This window comes from Halomonas sp. DP5Y7-2, from assembly GCF_019802025.1.
Lineage (GTDB): Bacteria > Pseudomonadota > Gammaproteobacteria > Pseudomonadales > Halomonadaceae > Halomonas > Halomonas litopenaei_A.
Genome location: NZ_JAHVHY010000004.1, coordinates 359,297 through 378,551 on the forward strand (window position 1 = coordinate 359,297; position 19,255 = coordinate 378,551).

The 19,255-nt window shown below is 62.4% G+C and carries 13 protein-coding genes; 11 read left to right on the plus strand and 2 right to left on the minus strand.

The genetic code is table 11. The features are described from left to right. Positions 1 to 28: 28 nt before the first annotated feature. The 6 genes from KUW18_RS08380 to KUW18_RS08405 all read left to right on the plus strand — a co-directional run bounded on the left by KUW18_RS08380 (position 29) and on the right by KUW18_RS08405 (position 12,125). On the plus strand, positions 29 to 1,774 hold the full coding sequence (locus KUW18_RS08380) for an NADH-ubiquinone oxidoreductase-F iron-sulfur binding region domain-containing protein (RefSeq protein WP_222162741.1): 1,746 nt from the start codon (positions 29 to 31) through the stop codon (positions 1,772 to 1,774). Beyond that, complete coding sequence (gene fdhF, locus KUW18_RS08385; RefSeq protein ID WP_222561163.1) at positions 1,771 to 4,758, plus strand: formate dehydrogenase subunit alpha; 2,988 nt, start codon at positions 1,771 to 1,773, stop codon at positions 4,756 to 4,758. The genes KUW18_RS08380 and fdhF overlap by 4 nt, the downstream gene beginning before the upstream one ends. A 128-nt stretch (positions 4,759 to 4,886) precedes the next feature. Then, positions 4,887 to 5,150 (plus strand): hypothetical protein, encoded by a 264-nt coding sequence (locus KUW18_RS08390; RefSeq protein ID WP_206941298.1) that lies wholly within the window; start codon positions 4,887 to 4,889, stop codon positions 5,148 to 5,150. Between the two features lie 77 nt (positions 5,151 to 5,227). After that, positions 5,228 to 6,472 carry a sugar diacid recognition domain-containing protein gene (locus KUW18_RS08395; protein WP_222561164.1) on the plus strand — a complete coding sequence of 415 codons (1,245 nt, stop codon included), beginning with the start codon at positions 5,228 to 5,230 and terminating at the stop codon, positions 6,470 to 6,472. Positions 6,473 to 6,737: 265 nt separating this feature from the next. Next, a complete protein-coding gene (locus KUW18_RS08400) occupies positions 6,738 to 8,099 on the plus strand; it encodes a GntP family permease (RefSeq protein WP_206941296.1) in 1,362 nt (453 codons plus the stop codon). Positions 8,100 to 8,576: 477 nt separating this feature from the next. Further along, the gene (locus tag KUW18_RS08405) at positions 8,577 to 12,125 is read left to right on the plus strand and encodes an EAL domain-containing protein (protein ID WP_222561165.1); all 3,549 of its coding nucleotides are present in this window, start codon (positions 8,577 to 8,579) and stop codon (positions 12,123 to 12,125) included. 106 nt (positions 12,126 to 12,231) lie between these two features. On the opposite strand, the gene KUW18_RS08410 is transcribed toward KUW18_RS08405, so the two are convergent. Continuing rightward, a complete protein-coding gene (locus KUW18_RS08410) occupies positions 12,232 to 13,518 on the minus strand; it encodes an aromatic ring-hydroxylating oxygenase subunit alpha (RefSeq protein WP_222561289.1) in 1,287 nt (428 codons plus the stop codon). Positions 13,519 to 13,619: 101 nt separating this feature from the next. Here KUW18_RS08410 and KUW18_RS19745 point away from each other — a divergent pair, with 101 nt between their 5' ends. The 3 genes from KUW18_RS19745 (at position 13,620) to KUW18_RS08420 (ending at position 16,191) form a co-directional block, all read left to right on the plus strand. Next, complete coding sequence (locus tag KUW18_RS19745) at positions 13,620 to 13,742, plus strand: hypothetical protein (RefSeq protein ID WP_261315894.1); 123 nt, start codon at positions 13,620 to 13,622, stop codon at positions 13,740 to 13,742. Positions 13,743 to 13,887: 145 nt separating this feature from the next. Further along, the gene (locus KUW18_RS08415) at positions 13,888 to 14,994 is read left to right on the plus strand and encodes a hybrid-cluster NAD(P)-dependent oxidoreductase (protein WP_222237602.1); all 1,107 of its coding nucleotides are present in this window, start codon (positions 13,888 to 13,890) and stop codon (positions 14,992 to 14,994) included. 93 nt (positions 14,995 to 15,087) lie between these two features. Beyond that, positions 15,088 to 16,191: a GlxA family transcriptional regulator gene (locus tag KUW18_RS08420; protein WP_206941288.1), complete on the plus strand. Its 1,104-nt coding sequence runs from the start codon at positions 15,088 to 15,090 to the stop codon at positions 16,189 to 16,191. Positions 16,192 to 16,288: 97 nt separating this feature from the next. Here the strand turns inward: KUW18_RS08420 and KUW18_RS08425 are convergent, their stop codons facing one another. Further along, positions 16,289 to 16,501, minus strand: coding sequence for a hypothetical protein (locus KUW18_RS08425; RefSeq protein WP_222561166.1), 213 nt, complete (start codon positions 16,499 to 16,501; stop codon positions 16,289 to 16,291). Positions 16,502 to 16,564: 63 nt separating this feature from the next. Here KUW18_RS08425 and glyA point away from each other — a divergent pair, with 63 nt between their 5' ends. Then, positions 16,565 to 17,887 (plus strand): serine hydroxymethyltransferase, encoded by a 1,323-nt coding sequence (glyA, locus tag KUW18_RS08430; RefSeq protein WP_222561167.1) that lies wholly within the window; start codon positions 16,565 to 16,567, stop codon positions 17,885 to 17,887. 110 nt (positions 17,888 to 17,997) lie between these two features. Beyond that, positions 17,998 to 19,248 carry a sarcosine oxidase subunit beta family protein gene (locus tag KUW18_RS08435; protein ID WP_206941283.1) on the plus strand — a complete coding sequence of 417 codons (1,251 nt, stop codon included), beginning with the start codon at positions 17,998 to 18,000 and terminating at the stop codon, positions 19,246 to 19,248. Positions 19,249 to 19,255: the final 7 nt, after the last annotated feature.

The following is a 19,255-nucleotide window of genomic DNA, read 5'->3' on the forward strand; positions in this document are numbered from 1 at the left end:
CTTAACGCCACATAAATAGAGTCAAACAATGACCGCAGAAACCGTGACCGCCAGTCCTGCCAGGCGAACCCGCAAGACGCTCAAGGGGCGCCAGACCACTCCCTCGGTGCTGGAAGCACTGCGCCATCTGCTCGGGGACGAGCGTCAGCAACCCCTGCTGCGCCAGCGACAGCTGTTGATCGAGCACCTCCACGCGATTCAGGATGCCAATGGCTATCTTGCGCTGGAGTGGCTGAGAGCGCTGGCCAGCTACATGTCGCTGCCCATGGCGGCCGTGTATGAAACAGCCACCTTCTATGCCCACTTCGACGTGGTGCACGACGATGAGCCAGCGCCTGCTGCCTTGACCGTTCGAGTGTGCGACTCGCTTTCCTGTCAGTTGGCGGGCTCACAGCGGCTCGCTGATGCACTGGCGGACGGCCTGGATCCCGCACAGGTGCGCGTGACCCGTGCTCCCTGCATGGGTCGCTGCGATCAGTCCCCGGTAGTGGAAGTAGGGCATCATCATCTGGGGCATGCCAGCGTGGAAGCGGTGGAAGTGTTGCTGGATACCGGGCGTACCCACCCAGAGGCGGTGGTGTGGCAGACCCTGGCCAGCTACCAGCAGGAAGGGGGCTACGAGCTGCTCAAGGGATGCCAGGCGGGGCAGGTCGATTTCGAGGACCTGGCCACGCTGCTTGAGCGCTCAGGCCTGCGCGGGCTGGGGGGTGCCGGTTTCCCGACACACCGCAAGTGGCGCACCGTGCGCGAACAGCCCGGACCTCGCTGGTGTGCCGTCAATGCCGATGAAGGCGAGCCCGGCACCTTCAAGGATCGCTACTACCTGGAGCGAGCCCCGCACCAGATGCTGGAAGGCGCCCTGGTGGCCTGCTGGGCGGTTCAGGCGGAAGGTGTCTATATCTATCTGCGCGACGAGTACCCGGGGGCGCATCGGGTGCTGCGCGAGGCCATCGCTGAACTCGAGGACCAGGGGTTGATCAACCCTGGGCAGGTGATACTGCGCCGAGGGGCCGGTGCCTACATCTGTGGCGAAGAGTCGGCCATGATCGAATCCCTGGAAGGCAAGCCCGGCAAGCCGCGCCACCGTCCGCCGCTGGTCGCCCAGCAGGGCTTGTTCGGTCGACCGACCCTGGTCAACAACGTCGAAACGCTCTACTGGATACCGGTGCTGTGGCGTGAAGGGGCGGCGCTGTACGCGCGGGAAGGACGACGCCAGCGCAGCGGATTGAGGAGCTTCTCGCTGTCAGGACGGGTGCGTCGTCCCGGCGTCTATCTGGCTCCCGCCGGGATCAGCCTGAACGAACTGATCGAGGAATTCGGCGGCGGCATGGCTGACGGTCACCGGCTGGCCGGCTACCTGCCAGGGGGCGCTTCAGGCGGCATCCTGCCCGCGTCCAAGGCGGACCTTCCCCTGGACTTCGATACCCTTCAGGCAGAAGGCTGCTTTATCGGCTCTGCGGCGATCATCGTGCTGTCCGATCAGGATGACCTGCGCGCCGTCGCCGTGAACCTGCTGGCGTTTTTCGCCGATGAGTCCTGCGGCCAGTGCACGCCCTGTCGGGTAGGCAGCGAGAAGATGCTGAGCCTGCTGGAGCGCAAGCACTGGGTGGTGGAAGACCTGCAACGTCTTTCGCGCATCATGCAGGACGCCTCCATCTGCGGGCTCGGGCAGGCTGCCCCCAATCCCGTGCTGAGCTTGCTGCGGCATTTCCGCGATGACCTCTCCCGCCATGACATCATTGTCAGCGACGCAGCGGAAGGAGCCACATCATGACCAAGGTCACCAAGACCGCGGGCGCTTCCACCGCCGCGGACGAGGCGCTGCCAGAGGCCTTTCTGCTGACGCTGGACGGCGCCGAAGTGAGCGCCTACCCAGGCGAGACTGTCTGGCAGGTGGCCAAGCGCGCCGGTGAAACGATCCCCCATCTGTGTTTCAAGGAGGCCCCCGGCTACCGCGCTGATGGCAATTGCCGTGCCTGCATGGTGGAAATTGAAGGTGAGCGAGTACTCGCCGCCAGCTGCCTGCGCGAGGCACGCCCAGGCATGGTGGTAAAGAGCCTCACCTCGGAGCGTTCCCGCCTGGCGCGGGAAGGGGTGCTGGAGCTGCTGCTCAGCGATCAGCCCGCCCAGGAAGACAGCCCTGATCGCTCGAGTCAGCTGTGGAACATGGCCGAGCGGCTGGCGGTGGACGCTACCCAGGCGCGGGCGCGCTATCCGCGCAGGCGCCGCGATGTGGTGCGACACGCCCCTGACTATCGCCTCCCCGGTGAGCACTTACCGACCCCGCCTGGCCGATGCGATGGGGCCGAAGGGCGGCACCTTGTCTCACCTCCCACATCACCGATGACGCCAGCTAAAGGGGCGGCGGGTCACGATGCCAGTCATCCGGCCATGACCGTCAATCTGGATGCCTGTATCACCTGCAACCTGTGTGTTCGGGCGTGTCGAGAAGTACAGGTCAACGATGTCATTGGCATGGCCCATCGTGGGGCTGCCAGCAAGGTCGTGTTCGACCTTGACGACGCCATGGGCGACAGCAGCTGCGTGGGGTGCGGTGAGTGTGTCCAGGCGTGTCCTACCGGTGCCCTGATGCCCGCGACCATGGTCGACGACCACGGCAGGGGCAGTCGTGCCAATATCGATCGCCAGGTCGACTCGGTCTGCCCTTACTGTGGCGTTGGCTGTCAGCTGACCTACCACATCAAGGACGATGCCATCGCCTTTGTCGAGGGGCGTGACGGGCCGGCCAATCAGGGGCGGCTATGCGTGAAGGGGCGCTTCGGCTTTGATTATCCGCGTCACCCATCGCGCCTGACGCGCCCCTTGATACGCCGTGAGGGCGTGCCCAAGGGGCTGGACCTGGCGTTTGATCCCGCCAATCCGCTGACCCATTTCCGCGAAGCGTCCTGGGAAGAGGCGCTGGCCCTGGCGGCGGGTGGCCTGACGCAATTGAAGGCAAGCCACGGTCCGCGGGCGCTGGCGGGCTTCGGGAGCGCCAAGTGCTCCAATGAAGAAGCCTGGCTGTTCCAGAAGCTGGTGCGTCTTGGTTTCGGCAGCAACAATGTCGATCACTGCACGCGCCTGTGTCATGCAAGCTCCGTTGCGGCCCTGATGGAATGTATCGGTTCTGGTGCGGTAACGGCCTCCTTCATGCAGGCGCTGCAGGCGGATGTGGTGATCCTTACCGGCTGCAATCCAGCGGTCAATCATCCGGTGGCGGCCACCTTCTTCAAGCAGGCCGCCCAGCGCGGTACCCGGTTTATCATTATCGACCCCCGTGGTCAGGCCATGGGTGCGCATGCCCACCGGGTGCTGCGGTTTACCCCCGGTGCCGACGTTTCCCTGTTCAATGCCATTCTGCAGGTCATCATCGAGGAAGCGCTGTTCGACGAGGACTATATTCGCGACCATACCGAGGGCTTCGAGCGGCTGGCCAATGCCGTGCGAGGCCAGACACCGGAGTCGGTCGCGGACCTGTGCGGGGTTCCCGCCGAGGAGATACGGGCGGCGGCAAGGGAGTATGCCAGCGCCGAGCGGGCCATGATCTTCTGGGGCATGGGGATCTCCCAGCATACCCACGGCACCGACAATGCGCGCTGCCTGATTTCCCTGGCGCTGGCGTGTGGCCACACCGGCCGTCCAGGTACCGGACTGCACCCCTTGCGTGGCCAGAATAATGTTCAGGGGGCTTCTGATGCGGGCATGATTCCCATGGTCCTTCCCGACTATCAGCCGGTCTCGGATGCTCAGGTACGGGCATCCTTCGAGGAATTGTGGGGCCTGGACAGCAGCGGCCTTGATCCCGAGCCGGGCCTCACCGTGGTCGAGATCATGGATGCCATTCACGCCGGTACTATTCGTGGCATGTACATCCTGGGCGAGAACCCGGCCATGTCCGACCCGGATCTGGCTCATGCCAGGGGAGCGCTGGCCCGCCTGGAGCACCTGGTCGTGCAGGACCTGTTCGTGACCGAGACCGCTCAGTTCGCCGACGTCATCCTGCCGGCCTCGAGCTGGCCGGAAAAGGACGGCAGCGTGACCAACACCAATCGCCAGGTGCAGTTGGGGCGTCAGGCACTGCCATTGCCAGGAGATGCCCGACCGGACTGGTGGATCATTCAGGAAATGGCGCGACGTTTCGGGCTCGACTGGCAGTATCAGCACCCCCGTGACGTCTTCGCCGAGATGCAGAAGGGCATGGCCTCGTTCGATAACATCAGCTGGGAGCGCCTCGAACAGGAAGGGGCGGTCACCTATCCCTGCTCGGCACCGGACGCCGAAGGTGCCGATGTGGTGTTCTCTGACGCCTTCCCTACGGCCAATGGCAAGGCAACGTTCTCTCCGGCGCTACCTATGCCCCCCGACGAGCCTGTCGACCATGACTACCCGACGGTGCTGTCTACCGGGCGTCAGCTCGAACACTGGCATACCGGGTCCATGACCCGACGAGCCAGTGTCCTTGATGAGCTCGAGCCCGAAGCGGTGGCCAGCCTGTCGGCGGGAGAGCTTGCACGCCTGGGCATGCAACCAGGTGAGCGGCTGACGATCTCCACCCGGCGGGGTGCCATCACCTTGGTGGCCCGGCTTGATGACGGTATGCCGGACGGCATGGTCTTCGTGCCCTTCTGCTATGTTGAAGCAGCGGTGAACCTGTTGACCAACCCGGCGCTCGACCCCTACGGCAAGATTCCGGAGTTCAAGTATGCAGCGTGTCGTCTGACCCGCGCCGAGCCTGTCGCTGATACCGTAGAGTCCTAGGGTCTTGTTGGGGCTGAGGGCTGAGGGCTCGTACTGGGTCTGGGCGGCGAGAGCGGACCCTGTGCTGTTGCGATCCACTCCGGATGCCTCGCTTCCGTGGCCGAGCTGATGAAGAAGAGGGCGCGAACATGATGATTGCCGAGCTGGTGGATGGCCGTGATTTTCGAGATCGCCTGGTGGCTCTTGGGCTGAGATTGCCGGAAGACGCCTGTCCCGAGACCTGCGCCCGTATGGCGCGGCTCAAGGCCCGTGAAGGCGGCCTGCCCGGACTGGCTTCCCTGGTCACGGAGCTGCTGGGCCAGCGTGAGATCGTACTGCCATCCGTGTATCAGGCCATCCATGCCCACCTGATGGGCTTGAACGACGAAGGGGGACTGGTTGCCCCCCATTGAGCGTTTACACCTGGCTTGCAGCTCGCTAAAGCGCCGGAGAAGATGGAGGCTCTTCGCCAACGGTGGCAGGTGGCCCCATGATTCTGAGCGCTGAGCTCGCACAGCAGATCATCGACAAGACCCAGGATATCCTCGATGCCAACATCAATGTGATGGATGCACGCGGGGTCATCATCGCCAGTGGCGATGCCGCTCGGCTGGGGACGCTGCATGATGGAGCGGTGCTGGCGTTGAAACGTGGCAATGCGCTCGAGATCGGTGATGCCGACGTGGCGGCCTTCAAGGGCGCGCGCCCTGGCATCAACCTGTTGCTGGAGTGTGCCGGCAAAACGGTCGGTGTGCTGGGCATCACGGGCCAGCCGGAACGGGTCCGCCAGTCTGCGCGACTGGTCAAGGTCGCGGCTGAAATGCTGGTGGAGCAAGCCGATATGCTGGCGCGACTGGAATGGGCCAAGCGCCACCGCGAAGGGTTTATCCTTTCCTGGATCAACAATGAGCTTGCTCCCGACCAGTTGCTGGATTGGGCCGAGCGCCTAGGCATTGATGTAAGAGTGCCTCGGGTGGCGGTTTTGATTGAGCTGGATCGCGCTAGTCCCACGTCGCGCCTGACCGATATGCAGCGCTTGATGGAGCTGCTGGCTACACCTCAGCGGGATAACCTGGTGTCGCTGGTGTCGTCGCACCGTATCCTCGTCCTCAAGCCGCTTAGCTCCAAGCCTGTGTCAGACCGGTCCTCGAGGGGTCAGTGCTCGAGGGGTGAGAGCTCGACAGAGCAGCCACGGCCGATGATGAATCGGGGGCGCGGCAGGGCGTCCGGCGGCGCGGAGGGCATGGCAGATGAACAGCGGCGGATCAATGACCTGCTGGAACGACTGCGGGGGCATGGCATCGACGATGTCAGGGTCGCCGTAGGGCGGGCCTTCGATGCCCCCCAGGACCTGCACCTGTCGGTGGAAAGTGCCCAGCAGGTGTTGCAGGTCGGCAAGCAGCACTACCCGCAGCGAACGACCTACTACTACGATGACCTTCACCTGCCGGTGCTGCTGTCGCCCTTGGCGGATGGGTGGCAAGGGCATGAGCTTCGCTCTGCGATTGACCTGATTCACCAGAACGACAGCGGCGGGCGCTTGCTCAAGACGCTGAACAGCCTGATCAAGCACCAGGGCAATCTGAGTCGCTGTGCCGACGCGCTGCATATACACCGCAATACCTTGCGTTATCGTCTCGATCGGATCCACGACATCACCGGCATCTCTCCTCACCGCTTCACCGGCCTGGTGGAGCTGTACCTGGGACTTCAGCTGTCCATCGATGATGGATAGTTGGTGATCCGCACAACCTGGGCGGTCAATTTTCAGCGGATTTTGTGCAAGATGACGGCGTTATCCGCGGCCGGATCAGGCATACTCCCACGGGGAAATGCTGGCCCACTGGGATCAGATCTTCCGTTGTCAGGCCTCAGGCCCCTCAGCTCCGCAGGTCCCGGGCCCTCAGGGAGCAGGACACCTCGTGAGTCGCGGGATGTGAGCGTTTGCCACGTCCGCTGGCGGTGTCTTCCATTCATCCACATAGAGAGACAAAGACGCCATGAGTCTGGTTGTCATCCTGCTGCTGGTGATTGCGTTCATCGTGATCGCGACCAGCAAGTTAAAGGTTCACCCTTTTCTGGCGCTGTTGGCGTCGGCCTTTATCGCGGCCTTTGCCTACGGGCTGCCACTCGATTCGGTGGTCAGTACGATCACATCGGGCTTTGGTGGCATCCTTGGCTATATCGGCCTGGTCATTGTGTTGGGCACCATCATCGGCATCATTCTGGAAAAGAGTGGGGCCGCGATCACCATGGCGGATGTGATCATCGCCAAGCTCGGGGATCGCTTTCCGACGCTGACCATGTCGATTATCGGCTATATCGTCTCGGTTCCTGTCTTCTGTGACTCCGGATTCGTGATTCTGAACTCGCTGAAAGAGTCCCTGGCCCGCAAGTTGACGACATCGCCCATTGCCATGAGTGTCGCTTTGGCAACAGGGCTTTATGCCACGCATACCTTCGTGCCGCCGACTCCCGGTCCGATTGCTGCCGCGGGCAACCTTGGGCTTGAGGCCAATTTGGGCCTGGTGATTGGTGTGGGGGTCTTCGTCGCCGCGGTTGCCGCCTTGGCTGGCACCTTGTGGGCGCGTCGCTTCCGTCATACCGAGCCGGACGTGGCCAATCCGGCCCTCGAGGACGGCGACCACCATCAGGATTGGGAGGCGCTGCGTGCCAGCTACGGCCGTCTGCCCAGCCCGATGGCGGCGTTTGCTCCGATTTTTATCCCGATCCTGCTGATCTGCATCGGTTCGGTGGCGCGCCTGCCGGCGGCTCCCTTCGGTGAGGGTGATGTGCTGACCGTGCTCAGCTTCCTGGGACAGCCGTTGACTGCCCTGGTCATCGGTTTGCTGCTCTCCACAATGCTGCTCAAGAGTGAGAGCAAGATCGAAGAGTTTAGCCAGCGTATCGGTGAAGGTATTGTCGCTGCCGCGCCAATTCTGCTGATCACCGGTGCCGGCGGTGCCTTCGGTGCGGTGCTCAAGGCGACCGAGCTGGGCGAATACCTTGGGCAGACGCTTTCCGCACTGGGGGTTGGCATCTTCATGCCCTTTATCGTGTCTGCGGCGCTCAAGTCTGCCCAAGGGTCTTCTACCGTGGCGCTGGTGACAACGTCTGCCCTAGTGGCCCCGATGCTGGGAGATCTCGGTCTCGAGAGTGACATGGGACGGGTGCTGACCGTCATGGCCATCGGCGCAGGGGCGATGACAGTATCCCATGCCAATGACAGTTTCTTCTGGGTAGTGTCTCAGTTCAGTCGGATGAGCGTGGGCTTGGCCTATCGCGCCCAGACCCTGGCGACCCTGGTGCAGGGGGTGACGGCGATGGCCTTGGTCTATCTGCTGTCACTGGTGATGCTCTAACTGCACGTCACGATGATCCGATACGGGGCAGGCCAATGGCCTGCCCTCTTTTTTATCTGTTGTTTGTACCGATGGTGAGTACCTACTGTGTGTCTCTGCTGTTTTTACCTGCCTTTTTCGCCTGCATATGGCCTCTTGCAAGGCGCTCGATGCTCCTGGCCACATGACTGCCGGCTCACAGCAACGCTCCATGACCGCAGTGATAGGGCCTCACTGCCGTCAGGCGTTGTTCCCCCTAAGTAGGATGTGACTGTAAAGTTTGTAGCATTATTCTTACATGAGTTTACGATATTGTTACCAAGAGCGACGTCACCAACTTGTGCAGGATAGTTAGCAAAGGCAGAAATAACGATGGACTTTCCGACGCGCAAGCTATGTATCCGCTGAAGCAGGGGCGCCATGGCAGATAATGCTGGCGTTTGCAGGAAGCCAGCAGGCAGGATCGCCGGGAAAGTCAGCCGCGAGCGAGGTTGACGAATGATGGATCGGCATAAGGAAGAAGGAGCGGGATTGGCGACCACGCTGCTGGTGGTGGTGTTGCTGACGTTTGGTGGGCTGGTGGCCCTGCATGCGCTGATTGCGCCTCCATCCCCAGCCTTGTTCCTGTTCGAGCTGTTGACCTTCAGTCGCTCGGGGGCCCTGGCGTCGCTGCTGGCGACGGCTGGCATCATTGCGCTGATCCAGCAGCGTCGCGTCATCAAGCGTGGAGCAGCGTTGCTGCTGCTTGGCTATGGTCTGTTCCAGGCGCTATGGCTGCTGGACCAGGCATGGGAACACCCGGGGCGAGTGACCGCCCAGCCGGGCATGTCCTCGCTGCTGCTGATGCTGCTGGCCGTTTCGGTGTGGCAGGACAGTCGGGAGACTGAGTCTTCGGATCGCTGGAAGCGATGGTTGCTGCAGTGCCTCGGCGGGACGAGTATTGCTTGCGGCAGCCTGACCCTGTTGATGATCAGCGATGCCGAGGATGTGCCGCGCTGGCGGCAGCTATTGTTCGAGACGCGCCCCCTGGGGACCCTGATGATCATCATTTTCGGGGTGATCTTGCTGTTGATGCCACGCCCTGATGTGATCAACTTCCGTGTTCTTGCTCCTCGTGCCGTATGGGCTGGACTGATAGGCACCAGTCTCAGTCTGCTGGTGGCGTTTGGGGGATACCACCTTTATTCACGCAGTCTCAGTGACAATCTCGCCTCCCAGCTGGATATCCTCGGGAGTCGTATTGCGCAATGGCAGGAACGCTACAGCGAAGGCTGGAGCGAATGGAGTATGCCGCTGACCCAGGCCGGAGGGTCGCCTGAACCGACAGGGTCTTCAGGCCACGAAGAGATCGTCGACTATGTCTGGTGGCAGGATGGCAAGGTGTTGCGTCGTCTTGGTCCTGACTCAGGCTCGGCCGACAGCCGACTGGCGGAGCTGCTCGACATGCCTCAGGTTCGCGATTGGCTCGCTCGCCGGCGTGATGAACCCATGCGCTGGTGGATACTCGCCGAGGGAGACGCCCTGCTGGAGGTCAATAGCTTTGGCAGCTTCGGCCCCAGGCTGGTGACGTTGGTGAGTATGGGGCCATGGCTCGATCGCATGAGTGAGGGGCTGGAAGCCAGAATGACGCTGATCGGCTGGAATGAAAGCATGCTGGTGGAGCATAGGCCCGGCGAGGTCTGGGTAGAGCACGGTCGTCTTGCTGGGCTGATGCGGGAGGACATCGCCATGTCTGGTGGCGGCACCTTGCGTATTCAGGCATCGCTGCCGTTAAAGCTGGTGGGCGTCCTGCTGCCGGCGATGCTGGCGGCATTGGGGCTGTTCGCGACTTACCAATTGATGGTGTGGATCTCCCTGGCCAAGATCCGCAGTCGTCAGGCCATGTCCCTGGCGGCAAGAGAGCAGGAGTTCCGCTCCCTGTTCGGGCTGAGCGCTGATCCCATGTTGCAGGTACGTCGCTCGGGACTGGTCACCGAGTTGAATGCATCGGCAGAGCGTGCCCTGAATCAGCATGCATCGGTAGGCGCCGTCTCGGTGTCGGCAGGCTCATCGGAAACCACTGCCATCGGTCAGCCTTTTGGTGACATCGCCTGCCGGTTGATGGGCTGCGACACGCCACCGTCTGAGCTGCATGAGCATTTCGACGAGGTCATGTCCGGGCGCCAGCAGTCGGTAAAGTTCGAGTGCTATACGCAGCACTCCTGCTTCCTGGTGAGGCTGCAGCAGATTCGGGTCGAGGGGGCCTGTGCAGGCCTGTTTGCAAGCTTTACCGACGTGACCCAGCGTCAGGTGGAGCAGGCCAGGCTCTCGATCATGGAGCGCTGCCTGACCGAAAGCACCAATGGCGTGGTCATTTTCGATGCCATCGCCAGGGGCGGGCCGGTCATCTACGTCAATGCCGCGGTGTGTCGCATGCTGGGTGCGCGCAACGCTGACTTGATCGGCCTCAAGGCCAGTGAACTGGCGCGGCGTATGGGACTTGACCCGGTAACGGAAGGCGAAATCTGTCATTGGATGAAGACTCGGCAGGCCGGCTCCGTCACGGTGCTGGCAACGCAGGACGTGGGGGCTTGCCGCTGGTATGACATGACCCTGTCTCCGGTACACGCCAGTCGTGAGGGTGTCAGCCACTTCATCGGCATTGTCGACGATGTCACTCAGCGCAAGGCCCAGGAGGAGATGCTGGCCCATCAGGCCACCCACGATGCCTTGACCGGTCTGCCCAACCGACTGCTGCTGTCAGACCGTCTGGAGCATGATGTGGCGCTTGCGCAGAGGCATGAGAAGGGGCTGGCCGTGCTGTTCCTGGATCTGGATGCCTTCAAGCCGATCAACGATAGCCTTGGCCATGAAACCGGTGATCGCGTGCTGGTGCAGGTCGCCAAGCGGTTGGGGCGAGGACAGCGCCGCTCGGACACCCTGGCACGACTCGGTGGCGATGAATTCGTCATGGTGCTGGTGGACATTGGTGGGCGAGAGGAAGCGGTGGTGGTGGCCGAACGGCTGCTTGAGCAGTTGCATGAGCCTTTCCGCGTGGATGGCCACCAGCTGCATATCTCCGCGAGTATCGGGATTGCGATGCTGGACAGTGAGTCGGCGGTGAGCTCTCAGCGGTTGATCCAGCAGGCGGACCTGGCCATGTACCAGGCCAAGCAGCGAGGACGAAACCAGTGCCAGCTATTCTCGCGCACGCTGGAGGGAGCCTCCGGTCGACATGTCATGCTGCGCAATGCACTGCGGGTGGCGCTGGACCAGCAGCGGTTGCAGGTCTTCTACCAGCCCCAGGTGGATGGTGCTGGTCGTGTCACGGGACTGGAGGCACTGGCGCGCTGGTGTCACCCGGACCTGGGCTGGGTGTCGCCTGCCGAGTTCATTCCTCTGGCGGAAGAAACCGGCCAGATCATCGAGCTGGGCCGCTGGATTCTGCGTAGAGCCTGTCAGGACGCCAAGCGATTGTTACAGCTGGGCTTATCGCCAGGCAGGGTGGCGGTCAATCTGTCGCCACTGGAATTCCACCGTGAAGACTTCCTGTCCAGTGTGTGCCAGGCGTTGGATGACATTCAGCTGCCATCGGACTGGCTGGAGCTGGAAATCACCGAAGGCATGCTGCTGGAAGACAAGCCGGGTGTGGCCAAGACCCTGGAAAAATTGTCCCGCCGCGGCGTGACGGCTGCGATCGATGACTTTGGTACCGGCTATTCCAGCTTTGACTACTTGAAGTCGCTGCCCATCGACAAGATCAAGATTGACCGTGGGTTCGTCGCTCACTGTCTCGATAGCGAGCCAGACCTTGCCGTGTGCAGGAGCGTTATCTCACTGGCCCGAGAGCTGGACCTGGAAGTGTTGGCCGAGGGCGTGGAGACCGCGCGACACTGCTACACCTTGAAGCAGTTGGGCTGCGCCACATTCCAAGGCTATCTGTTCTCGCGACCGGTGCCGTTTCGTGAGCTTGATGCACTGTTGCGCCGTGAACATCTGACGCCACCAACGGCCGCCGAGAGTGGCGAGGTTATCCCGCTGGTGGCGACGGACAGCAGGCGGCCCTAGTCAGGCGGCCCTAGTCAGATGGCCTTAGTCAGGCGGCCTTAGTCAGGCGGCCTTAGTCAGGCCGCCTTAGCCAGGCCGCCTGCTGGTCAGGTCCTGGATACCTCGATCATGCGCGTACCAGGCTCAGTTCCGGGGTGTCCGAGAGGTTGCTGGTCAAGGTGCTGCGATACCAGTCGATGAAGTCGATCACTCCGTATTCGTAGGTGGGGGAGTAAGGTCCCGGCCGATAGGCGAGTGAGTTGATGCCACGCTGGTTTTCCTCGGCAAGGCGACGGTCCTGAGCGTTGGTCGCATCCCACACTCGCCGCAGGTTCTCGGGATCGTAGTCGATGCCTTCCACCGCGTCCTTGTGGACGAGCCATTTGGTCGTGACCTGGGTGCGCTGGGGGCCCAGCGGCAACACACGAAACACCGCCGCATGGTCGCCGACAAAGTGATTCCAGCTGTTGGGCAGATGTAGCAGACGCAGTGACCCCATGTCCTCGATTCCCTGGTGGGTCAGCGGCGTTGAACAGGCGGGACGTCCATCCATGGTCATCGACACTGTGCCCTCGACCAGTGGCGTGCGGGTCAACCGATTGCGCTTGCCGCCTGCCCAGCGCATTTTCCAGGGGATACCGAGCGCATCCCATTCCTGCTGCTTGCGTTCCACCAGGGCCCGGTATTCCGGGGTCGCTCGTGGGTCCTCGGTATCGTCGAACTCGTAGAGCGTCTTGATCAGTTCGGGGTGCGAGCCGTTGCAGTGGTAGCACTCACGGTTATTTTCCAGCACCAGCTTCCAGTTGGCCTGTTCCTCGATGGTGGTGGTAACCGCCACCTTGAGGTTATCCATGTCGTAGAAGCTCAGGTAGCTGTCAAAGGCGGCCTTGAGATCGCTGGCATCCGGTGGCTCGCTGGCCAGGCTGACGAACAGATAGCCACCGGCTTCGGTGAGGGCAACAGGGGCCAGACCATGGTCTTCCAGGCGAAAGTCTGCGCCCATCTCCGTGCCGGCAAACAGAAGGCGGCCATCGAGTTCATAGGTCCACTGATGGTAGGGACACACGAGCTTGGCCACCTTGCCGCTTTGAGTGGCGCACAGGCGTGAGCCTCGATGGCGACAGGTGTTGTGGAAGGCATGCAGGCTGCCGCCGTCTCCGCGCACGATAATGATCGGATTGTCGCCGATATCCAGGGTCATGAACTGCCCCTTCGCTGGGATTTCGCAGCTCATCCCGGCAAAGATCCACTCCCTTTCAAAGATGGTTCGCATGTCCAGTCTGAACAGGCGGTCATCGTTGTAGAACGCCTGGGGCAGCGAAAATCCGTGAGGATGATGCATGGCCGTTTCCAGGGCGAAGTGGCGGGCCTCTTCCAGAGGGTCCCCCAGACGGGGTGATGCAATGGGGTCCATGTTGCTCTCCAGGTCATGCGGCAGACGCTCGCGGTGAACGTCGTCCTTGCTCATCGAATGGGTACTGGGTGACGGCCCAGTGCGCGTGCAGGTCACGGGCGATGGACGCCTCTGGTGGCTGGCATGTGGGGCGTGGCGTGCTGGCAGTCTGGAACAAGGGCTCGAAGCAGGGCTGTCTGGCGACGACACCAGATGATGCCGTTGCGACGCTATCGCTGCCGTGACGAGCATGCCCGGGGGAATCGAGCATGCTGATGTCGTGATTAGACAAGTGATGGCGGGAGGACGAGGGGCAGAATTCCCTCATTAGCCTGGCCGGTAGCCGTTGCCCGGTCATCAGAGCCACCACTAGCTGCGAGCGACGACGCCATGGTGACGAATTTTCTCAGCCCGGTGACGACCCAGACCTGGTCCAACGGACGCCACGTGGTGCGCTGCGTCAAGGTGATTCAGGAAACCTGGGACGTGCGCACCTTCTGTTTCATGGCGGAGCAGCCGGTCATGTTCTTTTTCAAGCCGGGGCAGTTTGTCACCCTGGAGCTCGAGATCGACGATGAGTGCGTGTTTCGCTCCTACACCATCGCCAGTGCCCCCTCGGTTCCCTACAGCTTCTCGATCACGGTGAAGAGGGTGCCGGGAGGGCGTGTCTCGAACTGGCTGCATGAGTCGCTCAAGGTCGGCGACGAACTGGCGGTGCACGGCCCCGTGGGCGAGTTCAACTGTATCGATCATGCGGCCGACAAGGTGCTGATGCTGTCCGGTGGGGTGGGCATCACGCCGCTGATGTCGATGACGCGCTGGTTTTTCGACACCAATGCGGCGGTGGATCTGGACTTTGTCCACTGTGCCAGAACTCCCAGGGATATCATCTTTCGCCGAGAGCTCGACCATATCTTCTCTCGACTTCCTGAATTTCGGCTGCACATCGTGTGCGAGCGTGACAGTGATCTGAACCAGTCCTGGGCCGGATACCGCGGTTTCCTGTCAGAGGCCATGCTGGAGTTGATGGCGCCGGACTTCATGGATCGCGAGGTCTTTTGCTGTGGGCCGACACCCTTCATGGCGGCGGTGCGACGGCTGCTGGTTCAGCGCGGCTTCGATATGAGCCGCTACCATGAGGAGTCCTTTGGCGCGACGCCGGTGGATGTTCAGGAGGACGTGCACGAGCTGGCCGAGCAGGCCGAAGCGCTCGCCGAGGAGCTGGATGTCGCGGACATGCACTGCGTGGAGTTCGCGGCTGCAGGGAAAAGTGTGCGTATCCAGCCAGGTGAGACCGTGCACGCAGCGGCCGCCAAGTTGGGGCTGCACATTCCCAAGGCCTGCGGCATGGGGATCTGTGGCACCTGTCGAGTGCCGCTGGTGGCAGGCGAGGTGGAGATGGACCACAACGGCGGCATCACCGACGAAGACGTGGCCGAGGGCTACATTCTGTCCTGCTGCAGTCGGCCCCGAGGCAATGTCACTGTCGACTGGTAGCGAGGCGTGCCAGTAGCAAAATCCACGCCCAGTGGAGGCGGTCGGGGGGAATCGGGTACGCTGGTCAGCCACCTCCGCTGGCATACGAGCGATATGTTTCCTACCGATTCTTCCTCCCCCCTGTCTGAGGCTGAGTCTGAGGCGTCAACGTCGGTGGCCCAACCGCCGGCGCTGTCGGTAGGTTTCGTGTTGCTGCGTCGTTTTACGTTGTTGCCCTTTGCTGCCTTTGTGGATTGCCTCAGACTGGCCTCCGATGAGGGCGACCGCAGTCGTCAATTGCGCTGCCGCTGGCGCTTTCTTACGGCAGATGGGGAGGATGCACCGTCGAGTTGCGGTGCGGTCATCTCACCCTGTGAACCCTTTGCCACGCCCTTTTGTGACCCGCGTCAGTTCGACTATCTGGTGGTCATTGGCGGAGTGCTCGACGGCTCACCGACGGACGATCCTGCGGCGTCAGAGTACCTGCGTCAGGCGGCTCGGCTTGGCGTGCCCCTGGTCGGCGTCTGTACGGGTGTGCTGTCACTGATCCAGGCTGGCGTGATGGCGGGGCGACGCTGCTGTGTCAGCTGGTATCACCATGCGGACCTGGTGCGCCGTTTTCCCCAGGTCAATGCGGTGGCCGATCGGCTCTATGTGGATGATGGCGATCGTCTGACCTGTGCGGGTGGCGCCGCGGCGGCCGATCTGGCGGCGTACCTGGTGGAGCGTCATCTGGGCCGCGCCTGGGCGCGCAAGAGTCTGAACATCATGCTGCTGGATGGGCACCGCGGCGGAGAGCATGGCCAGCCACAGCCCGTGGTATTCGAGCGTATCGAGGACCGCATCGTGCGCCGGGCGGTGACGATCCTGGAGCAGCATCTGGGGGAAGTCATTTCCGTGGATGAGCTGGCCAGCCGCGTAGGCGCCTCCCGTCGCGGCCTCGAGCGCAAGTTTCAGGACAGCTTTGGCATCGGGCCACAGAAGTTCGCCCGTGACCTGCGACTGCGCTATGGCCTGTGGCTACTGTACTTCACCGAGCACAGCATCACCGATATCGGTGAACGCTGTGGCTTCGCCGACACCGCACACTTCTCCCGCCATTTTCGCGCCGCCTATGGCCAGTCTCCCTCCCAGTTGCGCCGCGATCCCAAGGGGCGCGAGGAAGCCGGCGTCGACCCCTTCTTTCTGCATATTGGCACTCGTCTCGGCCAAGGCTGAGCGTCTCGACCCAGCCTGACCTTCTCGACCCAGCCTGACCCTCTCGCAAACACAGACCGTCTCGGTCACCCGCGTCCAATAAAGCTGTCGCATTTGTTCAAGTCACGCCGGGGCGTGTCGGCTTCAATGACAGCACCAGGCAGCAGGCGGTGACCTTGCCGACAACGCCGACACCCATGCGGGAGTGACAGATGTCCTTGTTGAAGACGTCGATGTCGCTTTCAGAACGATTGCGTTGTGGCAGCAGCTTACCTTGGAGGTTGAAGATGACCTCGCGAGTGAGACTGCCGGCCCGTGCCTGCAATGACAACGATAAATCTGATCAGGCGAGTGCGGTCGCTTAACCGTTGCTTGCCATAGCGGGAGGCACCCCATGTCCCATCTGTTCACGGCGCATTCATCGCGGACGTCGCTCTGTCTTGCACGATTCGATTCCCAGATAGCTGAGGCCGTTGCCGCGGAGGAGGTTCGCCAGCAGCAGCATGTAGAGCTGATCGCGTCGGAAAACTACGCCAGTGCGGCGGTGATGGAGGCCCAAGGCAGCCAACTGACCAACAAGTACGCCGAGGGGTATCCCGGCAAGCGCTACTACGGTGGCTGCGAGCACGTGGATGTGGTCGAGCGCCTGGCGATGGAGCGAGCCTGTGCCCTGTTTGGGGCGGACTATGCCAATGTTCAGCCCCACAGTGGTGCCCAGGCCAATGCTGCCGCCTTCATGGCGCTGGTCTCGCCGGGTGACACCGTACTTGGCATGAGTCTGGCCCATGGCGGTCACCTCACCCATGGTGCGGCGCCCAACTTCTCTGGCAAGCATTACCGGGCGGTGCAGTACGGGTTGGATGAAGCGACGGGCCGCATCGACTACGCCGAGGTCGAACGCCTGGCACGCGAACATCGTCCCAAGTTGATCGTGGCGGGTTTTTCGGCCTATTCCCGGGTGGTGGATTGGCGTCGTTTTCGCACCATCGCCGACAGTGTCGGAGCCTGGCTGCTGGTCGACATGGCCCACGTTGCCGGTCTTGTGGCGGCAGGCCTGTACCCCAGTCCTTTGCCCCATGCCCATGTCGTGACCACGACGACCCACAAGACCCTGCGCGGTCCTCGCGGTGGCCTGATCCTGTCGGCCAGCGGTGATGAGGTGCTTTACAAGAAGCTCAATGGCGCTGTGTTTCCTGGTCAGCAAGGAGGCCCGCTGATGCATGTCATCGCGGCCAAGGCGATCGCCTTCCGCGAGGCCATGAGCCAGGATTTCGTGCGCTATCAAGAGCGAGTGATCGCCAACGCCAGAGCCATGGCGTCGACATTCCTTGAGCGTGGCTATGACGTGGTGTCCGGTGGCACCGATGACCACCTGTTCCTGGTCTCTTTGATCCGCCAGGGCATTACCGGCAAGGATGCTGACGCGGCGCTGGGCCGTGCCCACATCACCGTCAACAAGAACGCCGTGCCAGGCGATCCACAAAGTCCCTTCGTTACCTCGGGCCTGCGGATTGGCACCCCTGCTGTTACCACCCGGGGCTTCGATGAGGCGGAGTGTGCACAGCTTGCCGGTGATATCTGTGACGTTCTGGACGCCCTGACCCGGGGCGACGATAGCGCCGCCATCGAAGACGAGGTACGAGCTCGGGTCGCTGAGCTGTGTGCGCGTCACCCGGTCTACGCGATGGCCGACCCATCCGAGCTGCAGTCCGCCTAGTCAGGTAGTGGAACCCCAGGCGCGAGCTGGCGGTGCAGTGGCCGTGGCACTGGGTTGACGTTACTGGGCTGATGCCACTGAGCGGAAAAAGAGATCCTTGAGGAGACATCATGCAACGCTATTCCGGATTTGCGCTGGCGCGCCATGCCATCAGCCACCATGAGAACTGGCAGCGACAGTGGCGTAACCCCACTCCCAAGGCGGCCTATGACGTGATCATCGTTGGCGGCGGCGGGCACGGCCTGGCGACCGCCTACTACCTGGCCAAGGAGTTCGGGGTACGTAACGTCGCGGTGATCGAGAAGGGCTGGCTGGGGGGCGGTAATACCGCTCGCAACACTACCATCGTGCGCTCGAACTACCTGTGGGATGAGGCGGCGGCCCTCTATGAGCATTCGATGGGGCTGTGGGAGGGCCTTTCCCAGGACCTCAACTACAACGTGATGTTCTCCCAGCGAGGGGTGCTCAACCTGGGGCACACCCTGCAGGACATGCGCGATATCCAGCGCCGGGTCAATGCCAATCGGCTGAATGGCATCGACGGCGAGGTGCTGGATGCCCGCGGTGTGCAACAGCTCGTGCCCATCATGGACTGTTCAAAAAACGCGCGATATCCCGTCATGGGCGCCTCATGGCAGCCCCGCGCTGGGGTGGCGCGTCATGATGCGGTGGCCTGGGGCTATGCCCGCGGTGCCGACGCCCTGGGTGTGGATATTCTGCAGCAGACCGAAGTCACCGGCTTCAAGATCCGCGATGGGCGCATCCTCGGGGTGCATACCAACCGTGGTGACATCGAGGCCACCACCGTAGGCTGCGTGACCGCGGGCAACTCGGGTGTCCTGGCCGGTCTGGCCGGCCTGCGCTTGCCGCTGGAAAGCCATCCGCTGCAGGCGCTGGTGTCCGAGCCACTCAAGCCGGTGCTGGACACTGTGGTCATGTCGAACCACGTGCATGGCTACATCAGCCAGTCCGACAAGGGGGACCTGGTCATCGGCGCCGGGATCGACGGCTACAACGGCTATGGGCAGCGCGGCAGCTACTCCACCATCGAACACACCCTGCAGGCCATCGTCGAGATGTTCCCGATCTTCTCAAGGGTGCGCATGAATCGGCAGTGGGGGGGCATCGTCGATACCTGTCCGGATGCCTGTCCGATCTTGTCGAAGACCCCCATCAAAGGGCTCTACTTCAACTGTGGCTGGGGTACCGGCGGCTTCAAGGCCACGCCCGGGTCTGGGCATGTGTTTGCAGCAAGCCTGGCCAAGGGCGAGATGCATCCGTTGGCCGCACCGTTTTCCATCGACCGTTTCCACAGTGGTGCCCTGATCGATGAGCACGGCGCTGCGGGTGTCGCCCACTGAGTCCAGG

What these genes read in the sequence shown, in the direction of transcription:
- KUW18_RS08380 (WP_222162741.1), top strand. Translation starts at nt 29, where the DNA reads ATGACCGCAGAAACCGTGACCGCCAGTCCTGCCAGGCGAACCCGCAAG.
- fdhF (WP_222561163.1), top strand. Translation starts at nt 1,771, where the DNA reads ATGACCAAGGTCACCAAGACCGCGGGCGCTTCCACCGCCGCGGACGAG.
- KUW18_RS08390 (WP_206941298.1), top strand. Translation starts at nt 4,887, where the DNA reads ATGATGATTGCCGAGCTGGTGGATGGCCGTGATTTTCGAGATCGCCTG.
- KUW18_RS08395 (WP_222561164.1), top strand. Translation starts at nt 5,228, where the DNA reads ATGATTCTGAGCGCTGAGCTCGCACAGCAGATCATCGACAAGACCCAG.
- KUW18_RS08400 (WP_206941296.1), top strand. Translation starts at nt 6,738, where the DNA reads ATGAGTCTGGTTGTCATCCTGCTGCTGGTGATTGCGTTCATCGTGATC.
- KUW18_RS08405 (WP_222561165.1), top strand. Translation starts at nt 8,577, where the DNA reads ATGATGGATCGGCATAAGGAAGAAGGAGCGGGATTGGCGACCACGCTG.
- KUW18_RS08410 (WP_222561289.1), bottom strand. Translation starts at nt 13,518, where the DNA reads ATGGACCCCATTGCATCACCCCGTCTGGGGGACCCTCTGGAAGAGGCC.
- KUW18_RS19745 (WP_261315894.1), top strand. Translation starts at nt 13,620, where the DNA reads ATGGACGCCTCTGGTGGCTGGCATGTGGGGCGTGGCGTGCTGGCAGTC.
- KUW18_RS08415 (WP_222237602.1), top strand. Translation starts at nt 13,888, where the DNA reads ATGGTGACGAATTTTCTCAGCCCGGTGACGACCCAGACCTGGTCCAAC.
- KUW18_RS08420 (WP_206941288.1), top strand. Translation starts at nt 15,088, where the DNA reads ATGTTTCCTACCGATTCTTCCTCCCCCCTGTCTGAGGCTGAGTCTGAG.
- glyA (WP_222561167.1), top strand. Translation starts at nt 16,565, where the DNA reads ATGTCCCATCTGTTCACGGCGCATTCATCGCGGACGTCGCTCTGTCTT.
- KUW18_RS08435 (WP_206941283.1), top strand. Translation starts at nt 17,998, where the DNA reads ATGCAACGCTATTCCGGATTTGCGCTGGCGCGCCATGCCATCAGCCAC.